This is a genomic window from Mesorhizobium sp. WSM4813, assembly GCF_055811555.1.
The window spans coordinates 43,176-60,989 of record NZ_JBVVQU010000018.1 but is presented as its reverse complement, the minus strand read 5'-3'; the positions used below and the strand labels follow the sequence as shown (position 1 = coordinate 60,989).

The following is a 17,814-nucleotide window of genomic DNA, read 5'->3' as shown; positions in this document are numbered from 1 at the left end:
CCCTATTCCCGCGAGCAAAGCGAGCACTCATGCCTTACGACCAGAAGAAAATCGTCGAAGCCTTGCGCGCCTTCGAACGCGGCGAGATCGTCGTCGTCATGGACGATGACGGGCGCGAGAACGAGGGTGACCTGATCGTCGCCGCCGTCCATTGCACGCCGGAAAAGATGGCATTCATCGTCCGCAACACATCCGGCATCGTCTGCACGCCGATGCCGCGCGAGGAAGCCAAGCGCCTGAATCTTTCGCCGATGGTCGCCGACAATGATTCGGCCCACACCACCGCCTTCACCGTCAGCGTCGATTTCAAGCACGGCACCACAACAGGCATTTCGGCCGACGATCGCACGTTGACCGTGCGCAATCTTGCCAACGGCAATGTCGGCGCCTCCGATTTCGTCCGCCCCGGCCACATCTTTCCGCTGATTGCGCGCGAAGGCGGCGTGCTGATGCGTTCGGGCCATACCGAAGCCGCGGTCGATTTGTGCAAGCTTGCCGGCCTGCCGCCGGTCGGCGTCATTTCCGAGCTGGTCAATGATGATGGCACCGTGATGCGCGGCCCGCAGGTACAGGCCTTCGCCGAAAAGAACGGTTTGAAGCAGATTTCGGTCGCTGACCTCATCGCCTATCGCCAGCGCAAGGAAACGCTGGTCGAGCGTGTCGCGTGTTCGGACATCGATACGCCTGGCGGCAAGGCGCAGGTCTTCACCTACACGCTGCCCTGGGACTCGATGCACCATGTGGCGATCGTCTTCGGCGACATCCGTGACGGCGAGGAAGTGCCGGTGCGGCTGCATTCCGAGGACGTGGTGAGCGATGTGTTCGGTACCACCCACAGGCTGGACGGCATCATGAAATCGATGGGCGAGCGCCGGCGCGGCGTCATCGTCTATCTGCGCGAAGGCTCCGTCGGCGTCGCCCATCAGGAGCGCAACCGGCCAGCTGCCGGCGACCGCGAGGACCATGAAGAGGCGCGCCGCCGCGAGAACGAATGGCGCGAGATCGGCCTCGGCGCGCAAATCCTCAAAGACCTAGGCATTTCGTCGATCAACCTGATCGCCTCGCGCGAACGCCACTATGTCGGCCTTGAAGGCTTCGGCATCCACATCGCCAAGACCGAGATTCTTTAGACCACTGAGGCAATCGGGATGAGCTTCAAGGCATATCTCAGTTGTTTTGGAAACGGCGAGCGGAGCCATTTCCCCACGTCGACGGTGAGCGAAGCCTTCGCGTCGTTCATCACCAGCCGCGATCCTGAATTCTCGCGCTGGACCGTTCAGGACTCTTCGTCGGCATTGGACCAAACCGGTGTTCTGGGTTCACGGTGGCGCGCCCGACTTCCGATGGTCGCCTGTTCGATTCGCTCCTGAGAATTCTCCAGACAACCAACTCGACCATCTATTGTTCCGGCGAGTGTCCGCCAATGGTCGGACAGGCCGAAGCAATTGCCCATTTGAACTCTGAATTGGTCGAGGCACTGGGAACCCCGGTCGTCGTCCTGAACGGAAACGAGATTAGGGATCGGTTGGAAAGATCGTAAATTCCAGCTCCGGCATTCGATGCCCATTTATCTTTCGAACCTGATTGCTTGAAATGCGGTGTCAAGGCGCATGCCGAGGACGCCTTGAGCCGCCTTGGCTAGTTGTGATTGTGACGCCGCGAGCTTGGCTGCAGCGCGCGTAAGACCGTGCCTCCGAATGGGCTGCGCATCGGCATTCATGAAGCTCACGCATAAGAGCATGCGGAATTGAGCCTCTAATCGCAAGCGCTGCTCAAACTATCTTCCCCTTGGGACACCTCTGTCCCGATCGCGACGACCAACGGGACGTTGCCGTAAATCGGCACGCCTTCAGCAGCCATTGATGTGCTCGCTCTGACAGAGAAGAGGATCAAAAGCGACATGACGACCTCCGCAGACTTTAGTATCACCAGACGGGATCTGTTGATGGCAGGAGCCGCTTCCGCGGCAATGACCGCAGCGCCACCGGTAGCGAACGCTCAAGCTCGCGATGTGCGTTCCGCCGTCGGCGAGCCTGCCATGTCCAAAGTGGCCATCACTGTGAACGGCCAGGCCCGCGAACTGGACCTCGATACGCGCACCACGCTGCTCGATGCGTTGCGCGAGCACCTGCATCTCACCGGCACCAAGAAGGGCTGCGATCATGGCCAGTGCGGCGCCTGCACGGTGATGGTCGACGGCCAACGGATCAATTCATGCCTGACGCTCGCGGTGATGCACGAAGGCGACATCATCACCACCATCGAAGGGCTCGGCACGCCGGAGAACCTGCACGCGATGCAGGCCGCCTTCGTCAAGCATGACGGTTATCAGTGCGGCTATTGCACGCCCGGGCAGATCTGCTCCGCCGTGGCGGTGCTCGCCGAGATAGAGGCCGGCATTCCGAGCCATTTGAGCGAAGATCTGACCGCGGCACCGCAGGCAACTGCCAGCGAACTGCGCGAGCGGATGAGCGGCAACATCTGCCGTTGCGGCGCCTATTCCAACATAGTTGAGGCGATAACCGAAGTCGCCGGGAGGCCGGCATGAGATCCTTCACCTATGAGCGCGCGAGTTCTCCTGCGGAAGCAGCTGCTGCGGCGCGTGCCGAAGGCGCCAAGTTCATCGCCGGCGGCACCAACCTGCTCGATCTGATGAAGCTCGAAATCGAAACGCCGACCCACCTGATTGATGTGAACGGCCTGGCGCTCGACAAGATCGAAACGACGACTGAGGGTGGGCTGCGCATCGGCGCCCTGGTGCGCAACACCGATCTCGCCGCGGAGGAGCGCGTGCGACGCGACTACGGCCTGCTCTCTCGCGCGCTGCTCGCCGGCGCCTCGGGCCAGCTGCGCAATAAGGCGACCACCGCGGGCAACCTGCTGCAGCGCACGCGCTGCCCCTATTTCTACGACACCAACCAGCCATGCAACAAACGCCAGCCCGGCAGCGGATGCGCGGCGATTGGCGGATCCAGCCGTCAGCATGCCGTGGTCGGCGCAAGCGAGGGGTGCATCGCAACCCATCCGAGCGATATGGCCGTGGCGATGCGGGCGCTCGACGCGACCGTGGAGACGCTGCGCCCCGACGGCGCGGCGCGGAGCATCCCCATCGCCGAATTCCACCGGCTGCCCGGCGACACGCCGCATGTCGAGAACGTACTCGTACCCGGCGAGCTGATCACCGCGGTCACGCTGCCCAGACCGGTGGGCGGAACGCATATCTATCACAAGGTGCGCGACCGGGCTTCCTACGCCTTCGCCCTGGTCTCGATCGGCGCAATCGTGCAGCGCGACGGCACCGGACGCATCGCTGTCGGCGGCGTGGCGCACAAGCCGTGGCGTGTCGAGGCAGCTGAGACCGAGATGCCGCGCGGCGCCAGGGCCGTGACTGCGCACCTGCTCGCCGATGCCAGGCCGACGAATGAGAATGCATTCAAGCTGCCGCTGATCGAGCGCACGCTCGCTGCGGTTCTGGCGGAAGCAAGGAGCTGACTCATGAAATTCGATACCCCCGCTACGATCAACCCGATCGACCGCCTCAAGGTCGTCGGCAAGCCTACCGACCGGATCGACGGTCCGCTCAAGACCACAGGCACTGCGCCCTATGCCTATGAGTGGCACGATGTCGTACCCAACCAGGCCTATGGCTATGTGGTCGGCTCGGCCATCGCCAAGGGCCGGATCGCCTCGATCGATCTGACCGATGCCAAGACCGCGCCAGGCGTGCTGGCCATCGTCACAGCTGAAAACGCCGGCAAACTCGGCAAGGGTGACTGGAACACAGCCAAGCTGCTCGGCGGTCCCGACGTCCAGCATTATCATCAGGCGATTGCGCTCGTCGTCGCCGAGACGTTCGAACAGGCGCGCGCCGCGGCGCAGTCGCTCCGCGTCGACTATATCCGGGCTCAGGGCGCGTTCGATCTCGCGAGCGCCAAGGGTTTCGCGGTCGTGCCGGAGGCAACGCCTGATACCGCGGTCGGCGACTTCGCCGGTGCCTTTGCCAGTGCGCCGGTCCAGCTTGATGCGACCTACACCACACCCGATCAAGGGCACGCGATGATGGAGCCGCATGCATCGATGGCCGCCTGGGACGGGGACAAGCTCACGCTTTGGACGTCGAACCAGATGATCGCCTGGAGTACGGGGGACATGGCCAAGACCCTCGGCATCCCCAAGGAGAATATCCGGCTTATCTCGCCGTTCATCGGCGGCGGCTTTGGCGGCAAGCTGTTCGTGCGATCCGATGCGGCGCTTGCAGCCCTTGGCGCACGCGCCGCCCGCCGGCCGGTGAAGGTGGCGCTTGCGCGACCTTTCATGTTCAACAACACCACGCATCGACCAGCAACGATCCAGCGTATCCGCATTGGCGCGACCCCGGACGGCAAGATCACCGCGATCGGCCACGAAAGCTGGTCTGGCGACCTGCCCGGCGGCGGGCCAGAGAATGCGGTTCAGCAGACCAGCTTGCTCTATGCCGGCGCCAACCGCATGACCGCCACGCGGCTTGCCGTGCTCGATCTGCCTGAAGGCAATGCGATGCGGGCGCCGGGCGAAGCGCCGGGCTTGATGGCGCTGGAGATCGCGATGGACGAGATGGCGGAAAAGCTCGACATCGATCCGATCGAATTCCGCATTCTCAACGACACCCAGGTCGATCCTTCGAACCCGGATCGCCGGTTCTCGCGACGCCAGCTGGTCGAGTGCCTGCGCGTCGGCGCCGAACGCTTCGGCTGGAAGACGCGCGACGTCCAGACCGGCAGGGTCCGCGTGGGGCGCTGGCTGATTGGGGTGGGTGTCGCCGCGGGTTTTCGCAACAACCTTCTGACGACGTCTGCGGCGCGCGTTCGTCTCGACAACAGCGGCATCGTGACGGTCGAGACCGACATGACTGACATCGGCACCGGCAGCTACACGATCATCGCCCAGACGGCGGCGGAGATGATGGGCGTGCCGCTCGACAAGGTGGTGGTGCGGCTTGGCGACTCGAGCTTCCCGGTTTCGGCCGGCTCGGGTGGGCAATGGGGCGCCAACAACTCGACATCAGGCGTTTACGCAGCGTGTGTCAAGCTACGCGAGGCGGTGACGCAAAAGCTTGGATTTAGCTCCGCCGACGCCGTTTTTGAGGATGGCAATGTCCGCTTCGGCAATCGCAGCGTTTCGCTCGCCGAGGCTGCAGGCGAAGCAGGCCTCGTCGCCGAGGACGCGATAGAATATGGCGACCTCGCCAAACAGTACCAGCAATCGACCTTTGCTGGTCACTTCGTTGAAGTAGGTGTCGACGCTGCAACCGGGGAGATCCGCGTGAGGCGGATGCTCGCTGTTTGCGCGGCCGGTCGCATCCTCAATCCCAAATCGGCGCGCAGCCAAGTCATCGGCGCCATGACCATGGGCGTCGGCGCGGCGCTGATGGAGGAGCTTGCAGTCGACAAGCGTCGCGGCTTCTTCGTTAACCATGATCTCGCCGGCTATGAGGTGCCGGTCCATGGGGACATCCCGCACCAGGAGGTGATCTTTCTCGACGAGACCGATCCGATTTCGTCGCCAATGAAGGCCAAAGGCGTCGGCGAGCTCGGCCTCTGCGGGGTCGGCGCGGCGATCGCCAATGCGATCTACAACGCCACGGGCGTGCGCGTGCGCGACTATCCGATCACACTCGACAAGCTGCTTCCGGGTTTGCCCGAGATATGAGCGTGGCTGTCGTTCTCGGGGAGCGATCGTCCCCTTCGCTGCCGCGCCTCGCAGGCATTCTGTTCCTTGCGATGCCTCTCTTGCGCTGTGCGCTACTGTCCCCCACTGGTATAGCGCCTCGAAGGGGCCCTCCATGACCCACGTGGCCGTGGCGGAGTCCCTCAATGGTAGTGCCGTCACCTGGATGGAGCAGGTGACGGACGACCAGTATGCCCGCGGCCCCGAAGCCGCCGATCAGTGCCGCGGCTGATTTGCTGGGCCGTGTCGGCCTTCAGGGCGTCGCGCCAGAGGCGGGCAGCCGTATACGCCTTCGAAAGAAGGGCGTCCGGCCCTGCTCAGGACCGGACGCGTAGGAGCCTATTCGGCAGGAACCGCGGCTGTGTCGCATGCGGAGGTGTCGCAATCCGCCGTGGCAAGGCTGCGCTGGCCGGTGAGCACGATGACCAGCGCGATTGCGCCCGCCACCACTGACACCAGGAACCCGCTCTGTGCGCCGAAGGCGTCCACCACCCATCCGGCGGCGAAGGAGCCGAGCGCCATGCCGATGCCTATGCCGGTCATGACCCAGGTGACGCCCTCGGTCAGCATCGCCTCCGGCACGCGCCGCTCGATCAGGCCGAATGCCGTGATGAAGGTCGGCGAGATCGCCACGCCGCTGACGAAGACGGCCAGTGCCAGAAGAGGCACCGTGTCGGCGACGAGCAACGGCAGCGTGGTGAGCGCGATGATGGCGATCGCGATGGCAAGCTGAATTTGCAGCGGTGTTTTCAGGTTCAGGGCGCCGATGATGATGCCGACGACGAACGATCCGAGGGCGTAGACGCCGATAACGAGGCTGGCAGCGCCCGGCTGGCCGAGCTCCTTGGTGATTGCCACGGTGCTCACCTCCGTGGTTGCGAAGGTCGCGCCAATGAAGATCAGGGCCAAGGTGATGATTTGGACCGGCCGCAGTCGGATTGCCGAACCGCCCGAGCCCTGGTCGACCGGTCGCACTCGCGGCTCGGTCGAGCGCTGCAGGATGAAGGCTGTCGAGCCGAGGGCGAGGAACAACGTGCTCGCCAACATTCCCGCTTCCGGGAAAAGGGCGACGCTCAGGCCCACCGATAGCGATGCCCCGGCGATGTAGACCAGCTCGTCGGCCGCCGACTCGAAGGCGAACGCGGTGTTCATCTCGGGGCGATCCCGGAACAGCTCTGTCCAGCGCGCGCGCACCATTGCGGGGATACTGGGCATTGCGGCGGCCAGCAGCGCCGACACGAACAGTGTCCATATCGGCCAGTCCTGATTGGCCGCCGCAATCAGCACTACGAAAGCGAGCACGGAAATGACGGTGGTAGGCACCACAATCCGCGCCTGGCCGAGGCGGTCCACCAGCCGCGATATCTGCGGCGCGACAAAAGCGTTGGCCAGCGCATATGTCGCGGAGACGGCGCCGGCCAGCCAGTACTCGCCGTGCGTCTGCGACAGCATCGCGACGATCCCGATCGGAGCCATGGCCATCGGCATCCGGGCAACGAAGCCGGCTGCGGCGAAGCCCTTGGCTCCCCTTGCCTTGAAGATTTCGCGATAGGGATTGGGCATGAGAACACTCCTGGATTTTTGAGGCCGAGCCACTTATATACGTGGCGTATGCAATCAGATAATGACATACGACACGTATGTCAATTTAATATACGAGACGTATGTGAAGGGACGAGCGAATGGGGCACAAACCACGCAAGGAGATGATCGCGGAGACCCGCGCCAAACTAGTCGCTGCGGCGCGCCATGCTTTTGGCACTGTTGGCTATGCCGAGGCGTCGATGGACGACTTCACCGCATCGGCCGGGCTGACGCGCGGCGCGCTCTATCATCACTTCGGCGACAAGAAGGGCCTTCTCCAGGCGGTCATCACCGAGATCGACGCGGAAATGTTGGCCCGGCTGAAGATCGTTTCGGCCAGGGCGGACAATCTCTGGCAGGGCTTTGTCGACGAATGCACCGCTTATATCGAGATGGCGCTGGAGCCGGAGATCCAGCGCATTGTTCTTCGCGATGGACCGGCGGTGCTCGGCGATCCTTCGCAATGGCCGAGCCAGAATGAGTGCATCCGCTCGATGAGCGAGAACCTTCAAAAGCTGAGGGACGAGGCAACCATCGTTGCCGTTGATCCCGAAGCCGCAGCAAGGTTGATCAGCGGCGCCTCGCTACATGCCGCGCAGTGGATCGCAAATTCGGAGAATCCCGAAGCGACGTCGAAAAAGGCGGTGAAAGCCTTCAACGTGCTTCTCGAGGGATTGCTCAAGCAAGGCCGCAGGATTGGCAGTCCGCACGCACCGGCTGAGATTGACAAATCGCTGGCCTGAGTTTGTTCAAGACCATCGAAGGCCAGGTGCCCGACCCCGACTGGGACTGGCGGCTGGTCGAGCCTCGGTCGGTGGCTCGCGCCGGACCCAACCAGCGCCCAACACCCAAACCCTGTTGAACGTCTGCCTTTGGCCATGCCAAAACATGGTCAAAGCCGCCGGGCGCGCCTATATCGGGGGCATGGTCACAAGGCTTTATACCCACCCGGTCTTTCTCGAGCACATAACGCCGCCCGGTCATCCGGAGCGGCCGGACCGCCTGCGCGCCATCGAACGGGTGCTCGACGACGAGGCCTTTGCGGCCCTTGATCGTGCCGAGGCGCCGGAAGGCGACGAGGCCACCATCCTCTACGCACATCCGCAGGAATTCGTCGAACGGGTCCGCGCTACAATACCGGACACCGGTATCGCTCGCGTCGACGCCGACACCACCGCCAGCCCGAAAAGCTGGCAGGCGGCCGTGACGGCGATCGGCGCTGCCAACGCCGCCGTCGACGATGTCTTTCGGGGCAACGTCGCCAATGTCTTTGTCGCCGCCCGGCCGCCCGGCCACCACGCGGAAAAGACGACGTCCATGGGCTTCTGCCTGTTCAACACCGCGGCGATCGCGGCGCGCTACGCGCAAAGGCAGCACCAGGCGGAGCGCGTTGCCATCGTCGACTGGGACGTGCATCACGGCAATGGCACGCAGGATATTTTCTGGGACGATCCGTCGGTGCTCTATTGCTCGACGCACCAGATGCCGCTTTATCCCGGAACTGGAGCCGTGAGCGAAACGGGCGCCGGCAACATCGTAAACGCGCCGCTGGCGCCGCAGACCGGCAGCGAGGTTTTCCGCGACGCTTTCCTGTCGCGTATCCTGCCGGCGCTCGACAATTTCGCGCCCGACCTCATCATAATTTCCGCCGGCTTCGACGCGCACCACCGCGATCCGCTGGCCGAGATCAACTTGACCGAGGACGATTTCGACTGGGCAACCGGCCAGCTGATGCAGCGCGCCAGTCGCCACAGCGACAACCGGCTCGTCAGCCTGCTTGAGGGCGGCTACGATCTGCAGGGATTGGCATTTTCAGTCGCCGCCCATGTCGGGCGACTGATGAAAGGATAGATGATGGCTGGTGAGACCAACGAAGACGTCAAGGCAATGAGCTTCGAGCAGGCGCTCGACGCGCTGGAGAAAATCGTCGATGATCTGGAGCGCGGCGACGTGCCGCTCGACCAGTCGATCCGCATCTATGAGCGCGGCGAGGCGCTGAAGGTGCATTGCGATCGGCTGCTCAAAGCGGCCGAGGACAAGGTCGAGAAGATCAGACTTTCGCGCGACGGCAAGCCGGTGGGTACAGAGCCGCTGGACGCGGAGTAAGGCACGGTCTCGAACGACAATTTCGCCTTGCGGCTTTTGGACATGATCGTGATTGCGGATCAAATTCATCCCGTTTGAAAACGGCTCCAGGACGAGAGGAGATTGCGAACGATGTGCAGAAACATCAAGACCCTGTTCAATTTCGATCCGCCGGCAACCAATGACGAGGTCCGCGACGCCGCACTCCAGTTTGTCCGCAAGCTGAGCGGAACGACGCGGCCGTCGAAACAGAACCAGCATGCGTTCGACCACGCCGTCGAGGCCATAGCCGCGTCAGCGCGCGAATTGCTAGACAGCCTCGAGACGACACAGCATCCGCGCAATCGCGAAGAGGTGGCGGCTAAGGCGAAAGCCAAGTCTGCACTCCGCTTCGCCTGAGAAAGACCGCATGAGCTTCTTTCCCGGAAACGACCCCCTGCCCGGTGACGCCTTCGCCAGCGGCCAGATCGAACTGATGGTTATTCCGAACGCCAAGGACATTGGCGGCTTCCAGGTTCGCCGGGCCTTGCCGACCGCCAGGCGTCGGCTGGTCGGTCCCTTCATCTTCTTCGATCGCATGGGCCCGGCGATTTTGCGGGCCGGCCAGGCGCTCGACGTCCGTCCGCATCCCCATATCGGCCTGTCGACGGTCACATATCTGTTCGACGGCAAGATCAGGCATCGCGATTCGCTCGGCACCGAAATGGTCATCCAGCCCGGTGACGTGAACTTGATGACCGCCGGCCGCGGTATCGTCCATTCCGAGCGTACGCCACAGGAGCTGCGCGGCGCGCCGATGTCGGTTTCCGGCCTGCAGACATGGCTGGCGTTGCCCGACGATAAGGAGGAGGTCGCCCCGATTTTCGAGAATACGGCGGCCATGCGTCTGCCCGAGATCGACGCCGAAGGCGTCAGCGGACGCGTGGTCATCGGCGCCTTTTCCGGGCTGCGGTCTCCCGTCATGACCGCTTCCGACACGCTCTATGCAGACCTCAGCCTGGCGCCCGGCGCCAGCGTGAAAATCCCTGCCGATGCCGAGGAGCGCGCCATCTATACATTAGAAGGCGAGGTATCGATCACCGGCGATCGCTTTCCGGCAGAGCGACTGCTGGTGTTCCGGCCCGGCGACGACATCGTCGTGTCGTCTGAGGGAGGCGCCCATTTCATGCTGTTCGGGGGCGCCTCACTCGGCTCCAAGCGCTACATCTGGTGGAACTTCGTGTCGTCGTCGAAGGAACGCATCGAACAGGCGAAAGAAGAGTGGAAGACAGGCCGCTTCGATATCGTTCCCGGAGATGAAGAAGAGTTCATTCCTCTGCCGGACAATTAGAGCGCGGCGCGCGGTTTTGGACACGCAAAGGAAACCTTAACACTTTGAATCTGGCCCGCGTCACTCACACGCATTTACATTCGCCGGCCAGCGGCCTATTTCGCACGTGAATAAAAAGCAGGCCCTACCACCAGTGAACGCAAAGCTCCATACGCCCCTTCTCGACAAGGTCCGCATACCGGCCGACCTCAGGACGCTTGACGAACGTGATCTGCCGCAGTTGGCATTGGAGCTTCGCACCGAGTTAATCGACGCCGTGTCCCACACCGGCGGACATCTCGGTGCTGGCCTTGGCGTGGTCGAACTGACGGTCGCATTGCACTATGTCTTCAACACGCCAGACGACCGGCTGATCTGGGATGTCGGTCACCAGGCCTATCCGCACAAAATCCTGACCGGCCGCCGCGACCGTATCCGCACCCTGCGGCAAGAGGGCGGCCTGTCCGGTTTCACCCAGCGCGCCGAGAGCGAATACGATCCATTCGGCGCCGCCCACTCCTCGACCTCCATTTCCGCCGGCCTCGGCATGGCAATGGCACGCGATCTCTCCGGGGGCCGCAACAATGTCATCGCCGTTATCGGCGACGGTGCTATGTCGGCCGGCATGGCCTATGAGGCGATGAACAATGCCGGCGCGCTCGATGCCCGTCTGATCGTCATCCTCAACGACAACGACATGTCGATCGCTCCGCCGACCGGGGCGATGAGCGCCTATCTGGCCCGCCTGGCATCGGGCAAGGCCTATCTGGGCTTGCGCGATTTCGGCAAGAAGCTGACTTCTTATCTGGGCGAGCGCGCCGATCGCGCCATCAAGCGGGCGGTCGAACATGCGCGCGGCTACGTCACTGGTGGTACGCTGTTCGAGGAAATGGGTTTCTATCACATCGGCCCGATCGACGGTCACAATCTCGAGCACCTGATCCCGGTGCTGAAGAACGTCCGCGACAATGCCGACGGCCCGGTGCTGATCCACGTCGTGACCCAGAAGGGCAAGGGCTATGGACCGGCCGAGGCGGCCGCCGACAAATATCACGGCGTCAACAAGTTCGACGTCATCACCGGCGCCCAGGCCAAGGCGCCGGCCAACGCGCCGAGCTACACGAAGGTCTTTGCCGAAAGCCTGGTCCAGGAGGCCAGAGAGGACGACCGCATCGTCGCCATCACCGCCGCCATGCCGAACGGCACCGGCCTCGACCTCTTCGGCGAGGCGTTCCCGTCGAGGACCTTCGACGTCGGTATCGCCGAGCAACATGCGGTGACCTTTGCCGCGGGCCTTGCCACGGAAGGCTTCAAACCTTTCGCTGCGATCTATTCGACCTTCCTGCAGCGCGCCTACGACCAGGTCGTCCATGACGTCGCCATCCAAAAACTGCCGGTCCGCTTTCCGATCGATCGCGCCGGCTTCGTCGGTGCCGACGGGGCGACCCATTGCGGCGCCTTTGACACGACTTTTTTGGCGACGCTGCCCGGTTTCGTCGTGATGGCCGCCGCGGACGAGGCGGAACTGCGCCACATGGTGCGCACGGCGGCAAGCTATGATGAAGGCCCCATTGCCTTCCGCTACCCGCGGGGCAACGGTGTCGGCGTCGACCTGCCGGAGCGTGGCTCGATTCTCGAAATCGGCAAGGGCCGTATCGTCAGGGAGGGCACCAAGGTCGCGCTGCTTTCCTTCGGCACGCGGCTGCAGGATTGCCTGACTGCGGCCGAGGAGCTCGGCGCGGCAGGGCTTTCCACCACGGTCGCCGATGCTCGTTTCGCCAAGCCGCTCGACGAGGACCTAATCCGGCGGCTGGCGCGCTCGCACGAGGTGCTGGTAACCGTGGAAGAGGGCGCAGTCGGCGGCTTCGCCAGCCACGTGCTGCAATTCCTGGCCCATGAAGGGCTGCTGGAAAACGGCCTCAAGCTACGCCCGCTTGTGTTGCCCGACACCTTCGTCGATCACGCCAAGCCCGAAAAGATGTATGCCGACGCCGGGCTGGATGCCGCCGGTATCGTGCGCACCGTCTTCGTGGCGCTGGGACGCACCGCCAGCGCGCAAAGCGCCTGAATCAAAATCTCAACGGCTTGCATCAGCTTGTCGACAGGCGGTCGTAACTGACTGTTTTGCTGTCTGTTTTGCTTTCGCCTATGGTGTATCATGAGGCCGCGATGACACCGTTGATGCAAGCGCTTCATCGTTTCCGCTATCACCTCCGTGACATGCCTCGTCCGCACCTCAGTTCAAGGTCAATGCCTTCTCCTACCGATACTACGAGGACCTGATTTAGTGTGATGTCGCTGCTATGAGAACCTGCTACCCTGACTCGTCATAAAACGGGCCAGTCGCGCATGGAACGGAGACTTAGCGCAATACTTGCTGCCGATGTGGTTGGTTACAGCCGGCTCATGGGTCTCGACGAGGGGGGTACGCTTTCGGCGCTCAAGACGCATCGGAGCGAGCTGGTCGATAGCAAGATTGCCGAGCACCAGGGCCGGATCGTGAAACTCACCGGCGATGGCATGCTGGTGGAGTTCCAGAGCGTAGTGAACGCGGTCGCCTGCGCGACTGACATCCAGCGCAGGATGCGCGAGCGCAACGCCGACGTGCAAGAGGAGCGCCGCATCGAATTTCGCATCGGCATCAATCTTGGCGACATTATCTTCGATGACAACGACATCTATGGCGACGGCGTCAACGTGGCGGCGCGAATTGAAACTATTGCTCGGCCCGGCGGCGTCGCAATCTCGGGCACGGTTCGCGATCATCTCGGCAAGAATCTTGACCTCGACTTCGAGGACACGGGGGAACATGAACTCAAGAACATCGACCGGCCGGTCAGAGTCTACCATGTCGCACTCGCCGCGCCTTTTCGCTTCGAGGATAGCGCCGTGACAGCAGCGCCTGAAACGCGCGTGAAGGAAAAACCTTCAATCGCCGTCTTGCCGTTCACAAATATGAGCGGCGACCCCGAGCAGGAGTATTTCTCCGACGGAATTACCGAAGACATCATCACCGACCTGTCGAAAATCTCTGGCCTGCACGTCCTCGCCCGCAACACGGTATTCACCTACAAGGGCAAGCCGGTGAAGGTGCAGCAAGTTGCGCGGGAACTCGGCGTCAAATTCGTGCTCGAGGGGAGTGTACGCAAGGCCGGTCAGCGCGTCCGCATCACGGGACAGCTTATCGACGGGGCGGATGGTGGCCACGTGTGGGCCGATCGCTATGACCGTGAACTCACAGACATCTTCGCTATCCAGGACGAGATCACTCAAACCATTGTCGATCAGCTCAAGGTCAAGCTGCTGCCGGCCGAAAAAAAGGCGATCAAGGCGGCTCCCACTGATAACGTCGAGGCTTATACGTACTATCTAAGGGGAAGAGAGTTTTTCCACCGGACGTCCAAAACCTACTATGTGCTGGCGAAGCGGATGTTCGGCAAGGCAATCGAGCTCGATCCGCTTTATGCGCGCGCCTATGCGGGCATCGCTGACTGCGACTCCTTTCTATTCCTCTATTACGACGAGAAGGTCTCCCTCGAGAGCATTCTCGCCAACAGCGGCAAGGCGCTCGATATCGAAAGTGGGCTGGCCGAAGCACACGCGTCGCGTGGTCTCGCTTTCTCGGTTAGCCAAAAATATGAGGAGGCGGAAAATGAGTTCGAACAGGCTATCGCAAGTGATCCCAATTTGTTCGAAGCGCACTATTTCTACGCGCGCGCCTGCTATGCGCAAGGCGAGTTCAAGCGGGCTGCCCACCATTACGAACGGGCCGCCGAGATCAAGCCTGATGACTACCAGTCAGTTCTCCTGCTTATGCAGGTTTATCATTCTCTGGGGCGGCAGGAAGACGAAAGGGATGCAGCCCGCAAAGGCCTCGAACGCGCCGAGCGCGAATTGGCAAAGTATCCTGAGAACCCCCGGCCAGCCTATCTTGGCGCATCTGCCCTCGCCTTCCTTGGAGAAATCGAGCGTGCGAAGGAATGGTCCGCACGTGCTCTGGCCATCGATCCAGACGATATCCTGACCCAATACAACGTCGCCTGCTTCTACTGCATTTTAGGCGAATTTGATCGTGCGCTCGATCTGCTGGAACGCCTGCTACCTGATGCCAACCACGAAACCAAGGCGTGGGTGAAGCAGGATTCTGACTTCACGCCGCTGCACGGGCATCCGCGCTGGCAGCGCGTATTGGGGTTGGCAGCTTAGCCATTGAACCCTGCCTCATAGCGATGAGCGGCCACTGCACTTTGCGGCACAATCGTGTCTCTCAGGGAGGATGAAATAGCCACTAAGCATACCTTTGGCGACGTTTGTGCCAGTGGCGGTCAGGGACCGCTCAGGGTCATGGGCGTGAATTCGGCCGGTCGCGAAACGAACCACCGCCAAGGGGTCATCTTCCGCCCTTCCGCACCGGTACTGAGTGTCAGATTTTTCCACTAGAACCACATATCGCGCACGCAGCGACCATCGCGCGGCAGGTCCTCGAACTTATGGAGACCATCGAAATGGTCGATTGGAAGGTCGGCGACAGTGTCTGGCGGCGCAAGCCTCACATTGACGGCGATCCGAATGCGACCGGCGGCACTGGCGCGCAAGCCACGCCAGGCCAGCACACAGGCGCATGTCGGACAGAACAGAATCTCGAGCGACGGGGCATCCTTTCCGAAGCGCGTATAAGCACTTGTCGGTCCCGCAAGACGGATGCGTTCGTCAACATAATCGTAAGCCCATAACGCGCCATAGCGGCGGCAAAGCGTGCAATTGCAGGCTGTGATCGAGCCGGGATCGCCCTCCAACGTCCAGTGGGCCGCGCCACAATGGCAGCTTCCGGTCAGCATCCGTCCTCCTTCACGTTCTGGCAGCAGAACGACATATCCTTCCCAACATTGTGCCGGACCTAGTGCGATATTCAACAAAGTTGTGGCGCGGCCTGATGCACTCGCCGCTTTCCAAGATGTTCGTTGTCTTCCCAATATCCTTGCCTTCGTGACGGGCATTCGCCATGAAGGCCAATGAACTCCCCGTTGCCAGCCAGCACACGCCAGCGGCTCGACGAACTTCTCGTCGCGCGCGGCTTGTTCCCCAGCCGCTCTCGCGCCCGCGACGCGATCGAGCGCGGTACCGTGACGGTCGATGGCGTCATTGCCCGCAAACCCGGCCAGACCGTCCTGGCTGATTGCCTCATAGCCGTTGATGATCCAGCGCAGGGTTACGTATCACGTGCTGCGCTGAAGCTGATCGCCGGGCTCGATCATTTCGGTCTCGATCCAGCTGGCAGCGAAGCGCTCGACGTCGGCGCCTCGACCGGAGGCTTCACTCAGGTCTTGCTCGAACGAGGCGTGGACCATGTCACGGCGATCGATGTCGGGCATGGCCAGATACATCCGGATATCGCTGCCGATCCGCGTGTGACGGTGATCGAGGGATTGAACGCCCGTCATCTTTCCGCCGCCGATCTTGCCGATCGCATTCCGGATTTTATCGTCTCCGATGTCAGCTTCATCTCGTTGAAACTGGCGCTGCCGCCGGCGCTCTCCATTGCCGGGAGCGGCGCAAGAGCAATATTCCTGGTCAAGCCGCAATTCGAGGCTGGCCGCGAGGCGATCGGCAAGGGCGGCTTGCTGAAAGACCCATACGATGCCGCGCGGGTTGCCGGCCTGCTGCAGGATTGGCTCGATGGCGTCCCCGGCTGGCGCTCGCTCGGACTGCATCTATCGCCGATCGAAGGTGGCGATGGCAACCGCGAGTTCCTGCTCGCCGGGATCAAGGATGCCGGAGTGAAGAAGGGCGGGATTGGAAGCCGATGAACGCGCGCTTCACGATCACGAGACTGGGATCCCAGGGCGACGGTGTCGCCGAGAGCGAAACCGGCGAGGTTTTCATACCGTTCACGCTGCCCGGTGAAACCGTGACCGCCGCGCGCGAAAAGGACCGCGCCACGCTGATGTCGGTGCTGGAGGCTTCGCCGCTTCGTATCGACCCTGCGTGTCGGCATTTCACCGAATGCGGCGGCTGCGCCATCCAGCATCTCGAGGCTGAAGCTTACCATCGGTGGAAGCGCGACAAGGTTGTACATGCGCTCAACAGCAAGGGCATCACTTGCGACATTGACGCGCTGGTGCCGTGCGCGCCGCAGACGCGCCGGCGCGTCGTGTTCACCGCCCGACGGAGCGAGGCCGGCATGCTGCTCGGATTCGTTCGGGCGCTGTCGTCCGAAATCATTTCCATCGAGGAATGCCCGATCTCGCTGCCCGAGATCGTCGCAAAGCTCGACAGTCTGAGAGCACTCGCCGAATTGATTTGCGCAACGACGAAATCGTTCCACATGACGGTCACGGCGACCGGTTCCGGCCTCGATGTCGCGGTTAACGAGTCCGGCAAGCTCGGCGAGAACCAGCGACGCGTCGCCTCCAACTTTGTCATCGCTCAGGGATTGGCCAGGCTTTCGATCGATGGCGAGATCATCATCGAGCCCAAGAAGCCGGTTGTCACGTTCGGCAGCGTCGCTGTCGCGGTGCCGCCGGGTGCCTTCCTGCAGGCCACCGAGGCCGCCGAGCAGGCGATGGCGGACATCGTCGGCCGGCACCTCGAGCGCGCCAAAAAGGTTGCCGATCTCTTCGCCGGCTGCGGCAGCTTTGCGCTACGCCTCGCAGCGAAGTCGGAAATCCATGCGGTGGAGGGCGACGCGGCAGCGCTTTCGGCGCTCGACCGGGCGTTCCGTTTCGCCAGCGGTCTCAAGCGGGTGACCAGCGAGCGCCGCGACCTGTTCCGGCGGCCGCTCACTTTCAAGGAGCTGAATGCCTTCGATGGCGTCGTCTTCGATCCGCCCCGCGCCGGCGCCGAGGACCAGTCGAAGCAGATCGCCCGCTCCGACGTGCCGTTTGTCGCTGCGGTTTCCTGCAATCCGGTGACGCTCGCGCGCGACCTGCGCATCCTCATCGATGGTGGCTATGCGCTGAAAAGCGTGACGCCGATCGACCAGTTCCTGTGGTCGTCGCACGTCGAGGCCGTCGCGCTTCTGGAGAAGCCGAAGCGAAGGCGGTGACCGGCTTTACATCTGTTGCGCTTGAATTGTGCGCAAAATGACCATATTTTGATTGCGGGCAGTCAAAATGCGCTAGGAAATTGTC

16 protein-coding genes are annotated in these 17,814 nt (G+C 62.5%); 14 read left to right on the top strand and 2 right to left on the bottom strand.

Translation table 11 applies throughout. The features are described from left to right. Positions 1–29: 29 nt before the first annotated feature. From ribB to paoC, 5 genes are all read left to right on the top strand, one after another. Positions 30–1,130 carry a 3,4-dihydroxy-2-butanone-4-phosphate synthase gene (gene ribB, locus AC0L25_RS12700; protein ID WP_473595795.1) on the top strand — a complete coding sequence of 367 codons (1,101 nt, stop codon included), beginning with the start codon at positions 30–32 and terminating at the stop codon, positions 1,128–1,130. A gap of 18 nt (positions 1,131–1,148) precedes the next feature. Next, complete coding sequence (locus tag AC0L25_RS12695; RefSeq protein WP_473595794.1) at positions 1,149–1,370, top strand: hypothetical protein; 222 nt, start codon at positions 1,149–1,151, stop codon at positions 1,368–1,370. A gap of 530 nt (positions 1,371–1,900) precedes the next feature. After that, entirely contained in the window at positions 1,901–2,548 is a 648-nt protein-coding gene (gene paoA, locus AC0L25_RS12690; RefSeq protein WP_473595793.1) for an aldehyde dehydrogenase iron-sulfur subunit PaoA, read from the top strand. Then, complete coding sequence (locus tag AC0L25_RS12685; RefSeq protein WP_473595792.1) at positions 2,545–3,492, top strand: FAD binding domain-containing protein; 948 nt, start codon at positions 2,545–2,547, stop codon at positions 3,490–3,492. The genes paoA and AC0L25_RS12685 overlap by 4 nt, the downstream gene beginning before the upstream one ends. Positions 3,493–3,495: 3 nt before the next feature. Continuing rightward, positions 3,496–5,688: an aldehyde oxidoreductase molybdenum-binding subunit PaoC gene (gene paoC, locus AC0L25_RS12680; RefSeq protein WP_473595791.1), complete on the top strand. Its 2,193-nt coding sequence runs from the start codon at positions 3,496–3,498 to the stop codon at positions 5,686–5,688. Between the two features lie 357 nt (positions 5,689–6,045). On the opposite strand, the gene AC0L25_RS12675 is transcribed toward paoC, so the two are convergent. Beyond that, entirely contained in the window at positions 6,046–7,269 is a 1,224-nt protein-coding gene (locus tag AC0L25_RS12675; RefSeq protein WP_473595790.1) for an MFS transporter, read from the bottom strand. Between the two features lie 119 nt (positions 7,270–7,388). Between AC0L25_RS12675 and AC0L25_RS12670 the strand changes: the two genes are divergently transcribed. The 7 genes from AC0L25_RS12670 to AC0L25_RS12640 all read left to right on the top strand — a co-directional run bounded on the left by AC0L25_RS12670 (position 7,389) and on the right by AC0L25_RS12640 (position 14,890). Then, complete coding sequence (locus AC0L25_RS12670; RefSeq protein WP_473595789.1) at positions 7,389–8,033, top strand: TetR/AcrR family transcriptional regulator; 645 nt, start codon at positions 7,389–7,391, stop codon at positions 8,031–8,033. 181 nt (positions 8,034–8,214) lie between these two features. Further along, complete coding sequence (locus AC0L25_RS12665; protein WP_473595843.1) at positions 8,215–9,141, top strand: histone deacetylase family protein; 927 nt, start codon at positions 8,215–8,217, stop codon at positions 9,139–9,141. 3 nt (positions 9,142–9,144) lie between these two features. Next, the gene (locus AC0L25_RS12660) at positions 9,145–9,396 is read left to right on the top strand and encodes an exodeoxyribonuclease VII small subunit (protein ID WP_029355594.1); all 252 of its coding nucleotides are present in this window, start codon (positions 9,145–9,147) and stop codon (positions 9,394–9,396) included. 111 nt (positions 9,397–9,507) lie between these two features. Further along, positions 9,508–9,774 carry a DUF2277 domain-containing protein gene (locus AC0L25_RS12655; RefSeq protein WP_023716908.1) on the top strand — a complete coding sequence of 89 codons (267 nt, stop codon included), beginning with the start codon at positions 9,508–9,510 and terminating at the stop codon, positions 9,772–9,774. Between the two features lie 10 nt (positions 9,775–9,784). Then, positions 9,785–10,705, top strand: a complete 921-nt coding sequence (locus AC0L25_RS12650; protein ID WP_473595788.1) for a pirin family protein — start codon at positions 9,785–9,787, stop codon at positions 10,703–10,705. A gap of 133 nt (positions 10,706–10,838) precedes the next feature. Continuing rightward, the gene (gene dxs, locus AC0L25_RS12645; protein ID WP_473595787.1) at positions 10,839–12,752 is read left to right on the top strand and encodes a 1-deoxy-D-xylulose-5-phosphate synthase; all 1,914 of its coding nucleotides are present in this window, start codon (positions 10,839–10,841) and stop codon (positions 12,750–12,752) included. 281 nt (positions 12,753–13,033) lie between these two features. Next, a complete protein-coding gene (locus AC0L25_RS12640; RefSeq protein WP_473595786.1) occupies positions 13,034–14,890 on the top strand; it encodes an adenylate/guanylate cyclase domain-containing protein in 1,857 nt (618 codons plus the stop codon). A 230-nt stretch (positions 14,891–15,120) separates the two neighbouring features. Here the strand turns inward: AC0L25_RS12640 and AC0L25_RS12635 are convergent, their stop codons facing one another. Beyond that, the gene (locus AC0L25_RS12635; protein WP_473595785.1) at positions 15,121–15,522 is read right to left on the bottom strand and encodes a GFA family protein; all 402 of its coding nucleotides are present in this window, start codon (positions 15,520–15,522) and stop codon (positions 15,121–15,123) included. A 174-nt stretch (positions 15,523–15,696) separates the two neighbouring features. Here AC0L25_RS12635 and AC0L25_RS12630 point away from each other — a divergent pair, with 174 nt between their 5' ends. Then, positions 15,697–16,491 (top strand): TlyA family RNA methyltransferase, encoded by a 795-nt coding sequence (locus tag AC0L25_RS12630; protein WP_473595784.1) that lies wholly within the window; start codon positions 15,697–15,699, stop codon positions 16,489–16,491. Then, entirely contained in the window at positions 16,488–17,729 is a 1,242-nt protein-coding gene (locus AC0L25_RS12625; protein ID WP_473595783.1) for a class I SAM-dependent RNA methyltransferase, read from the top strand. The genes AC0L25_RS12630 and AC0L25_RS12625 overlap by 4 nt, the downstream gene beginning before the upstream one ends. Positions 17,730–17,814 lie beyond the last annotated feature (85 nt).

Bases quoted from the DNA above. Each gene is read 5' to 3' on its own strand.
- ribB (WP_473595795.1), top strand. From the start codon at position 30: ATGCCTTACGACCAGAAGAAAATCGTCGAAGCCTTGCGCGCCTTCGAA.
- AC0L25_RS12695 (WP_473595794.1), top strand. From the start codon at position 1,149: ATGAGCTTCAAGGCATATCTCAGTTGTTTTGGAAACGGCGAGCGGAGC.
- paoA (WP_473595793.1), top strand. From the start codon at position 1,901: ATGACGACCTCCGCAGACTTTAGTATCACCAGACGGGATCTGTTGATG.
- AC0L25_RS12685 (WP_473595792.1), top strand. From the start codon at position 2,545: ATGAGATCCTTCACCTATGAGCGCGCGAGTTCTCCTGCGGAAGCAGCT.
- paoC (WP_473595791.1), top strand. From the start codon at position 3,496: ATGAAATTCGATACCCCCGCTACGATCAACCCGATCGACCGCCTCAAG.
- AC0L25_RS12675 (WP_473595790.1), bottom strand. From the start codon at position 7,269: ATGCCCAATCCCTATCGCGAAATCTTCAAGGCAAGGGGAGCCAAGGGC.
- AC0L25_RS12670 (WP_473595789.1), top strand. From the start codon at position 7,389: ATGGGGCACAAACCACGCAAGGAGATGATCGCGGAGACCCGCGCCAAA.
- AC0L25_RS12665 (WP_473595843.1), top strand. From the start codon at position 8,215: ATGGTCACAAGGCTTTATACCCACCCGGTCTTTCTCGAGCACATAACG.
- AC0L25_RS12660 (WP_029355594.1), top strand. From the start codon at position 9,145: ATGGCTGGTGAGACCAACGAAGACGTCAAGGCAATGAGCTTCGAGCAG.
- AC0L25_RS12655 (WP_023716908.1), top strand. From the start codon at position 9,508: ATGTGCAGAAACATCAAGACCCTGTTCAATTTCGATCCGCCGGCAACC.
- AC0L25_RS12650 (WP_473595788.1), top strand. From the start codon at position 9,785: ATGAGCTTCTTTCCCGGAAACGACCCCCTGCCCGGTGACGCCTTCGCC.
- AC0L25_RS12640 (WP_473595786.1), top strand. From the start codon at position 13,034: ATGGAACGGAGACTTAGCGCAATACTTGCTGCCGATGTGGTTGGTTAC.
- AC0L25_RS12635 (WP_473595785.1), bottom strand. From the start codon at position 15,522: ATGCTGACCGGAAGCTGCCATTGTGGCGCGGCCCACTGGACGTTGGAG.
- AC0L25_RS12630 (WP_473595784.1), top strand. From the start codon at position 15,697: ATGAACTCCCCGTTGCCAGCCAGCACACGCCAGCGGCTCGACGAACTT.
- AC0L25_RS12625 (WP_473595783.1), top strand. From the start codon at position 16,488: ATGAACGCGCGCTTCACGATCACGAGACTGGGATCCCAGGGCGACGGT.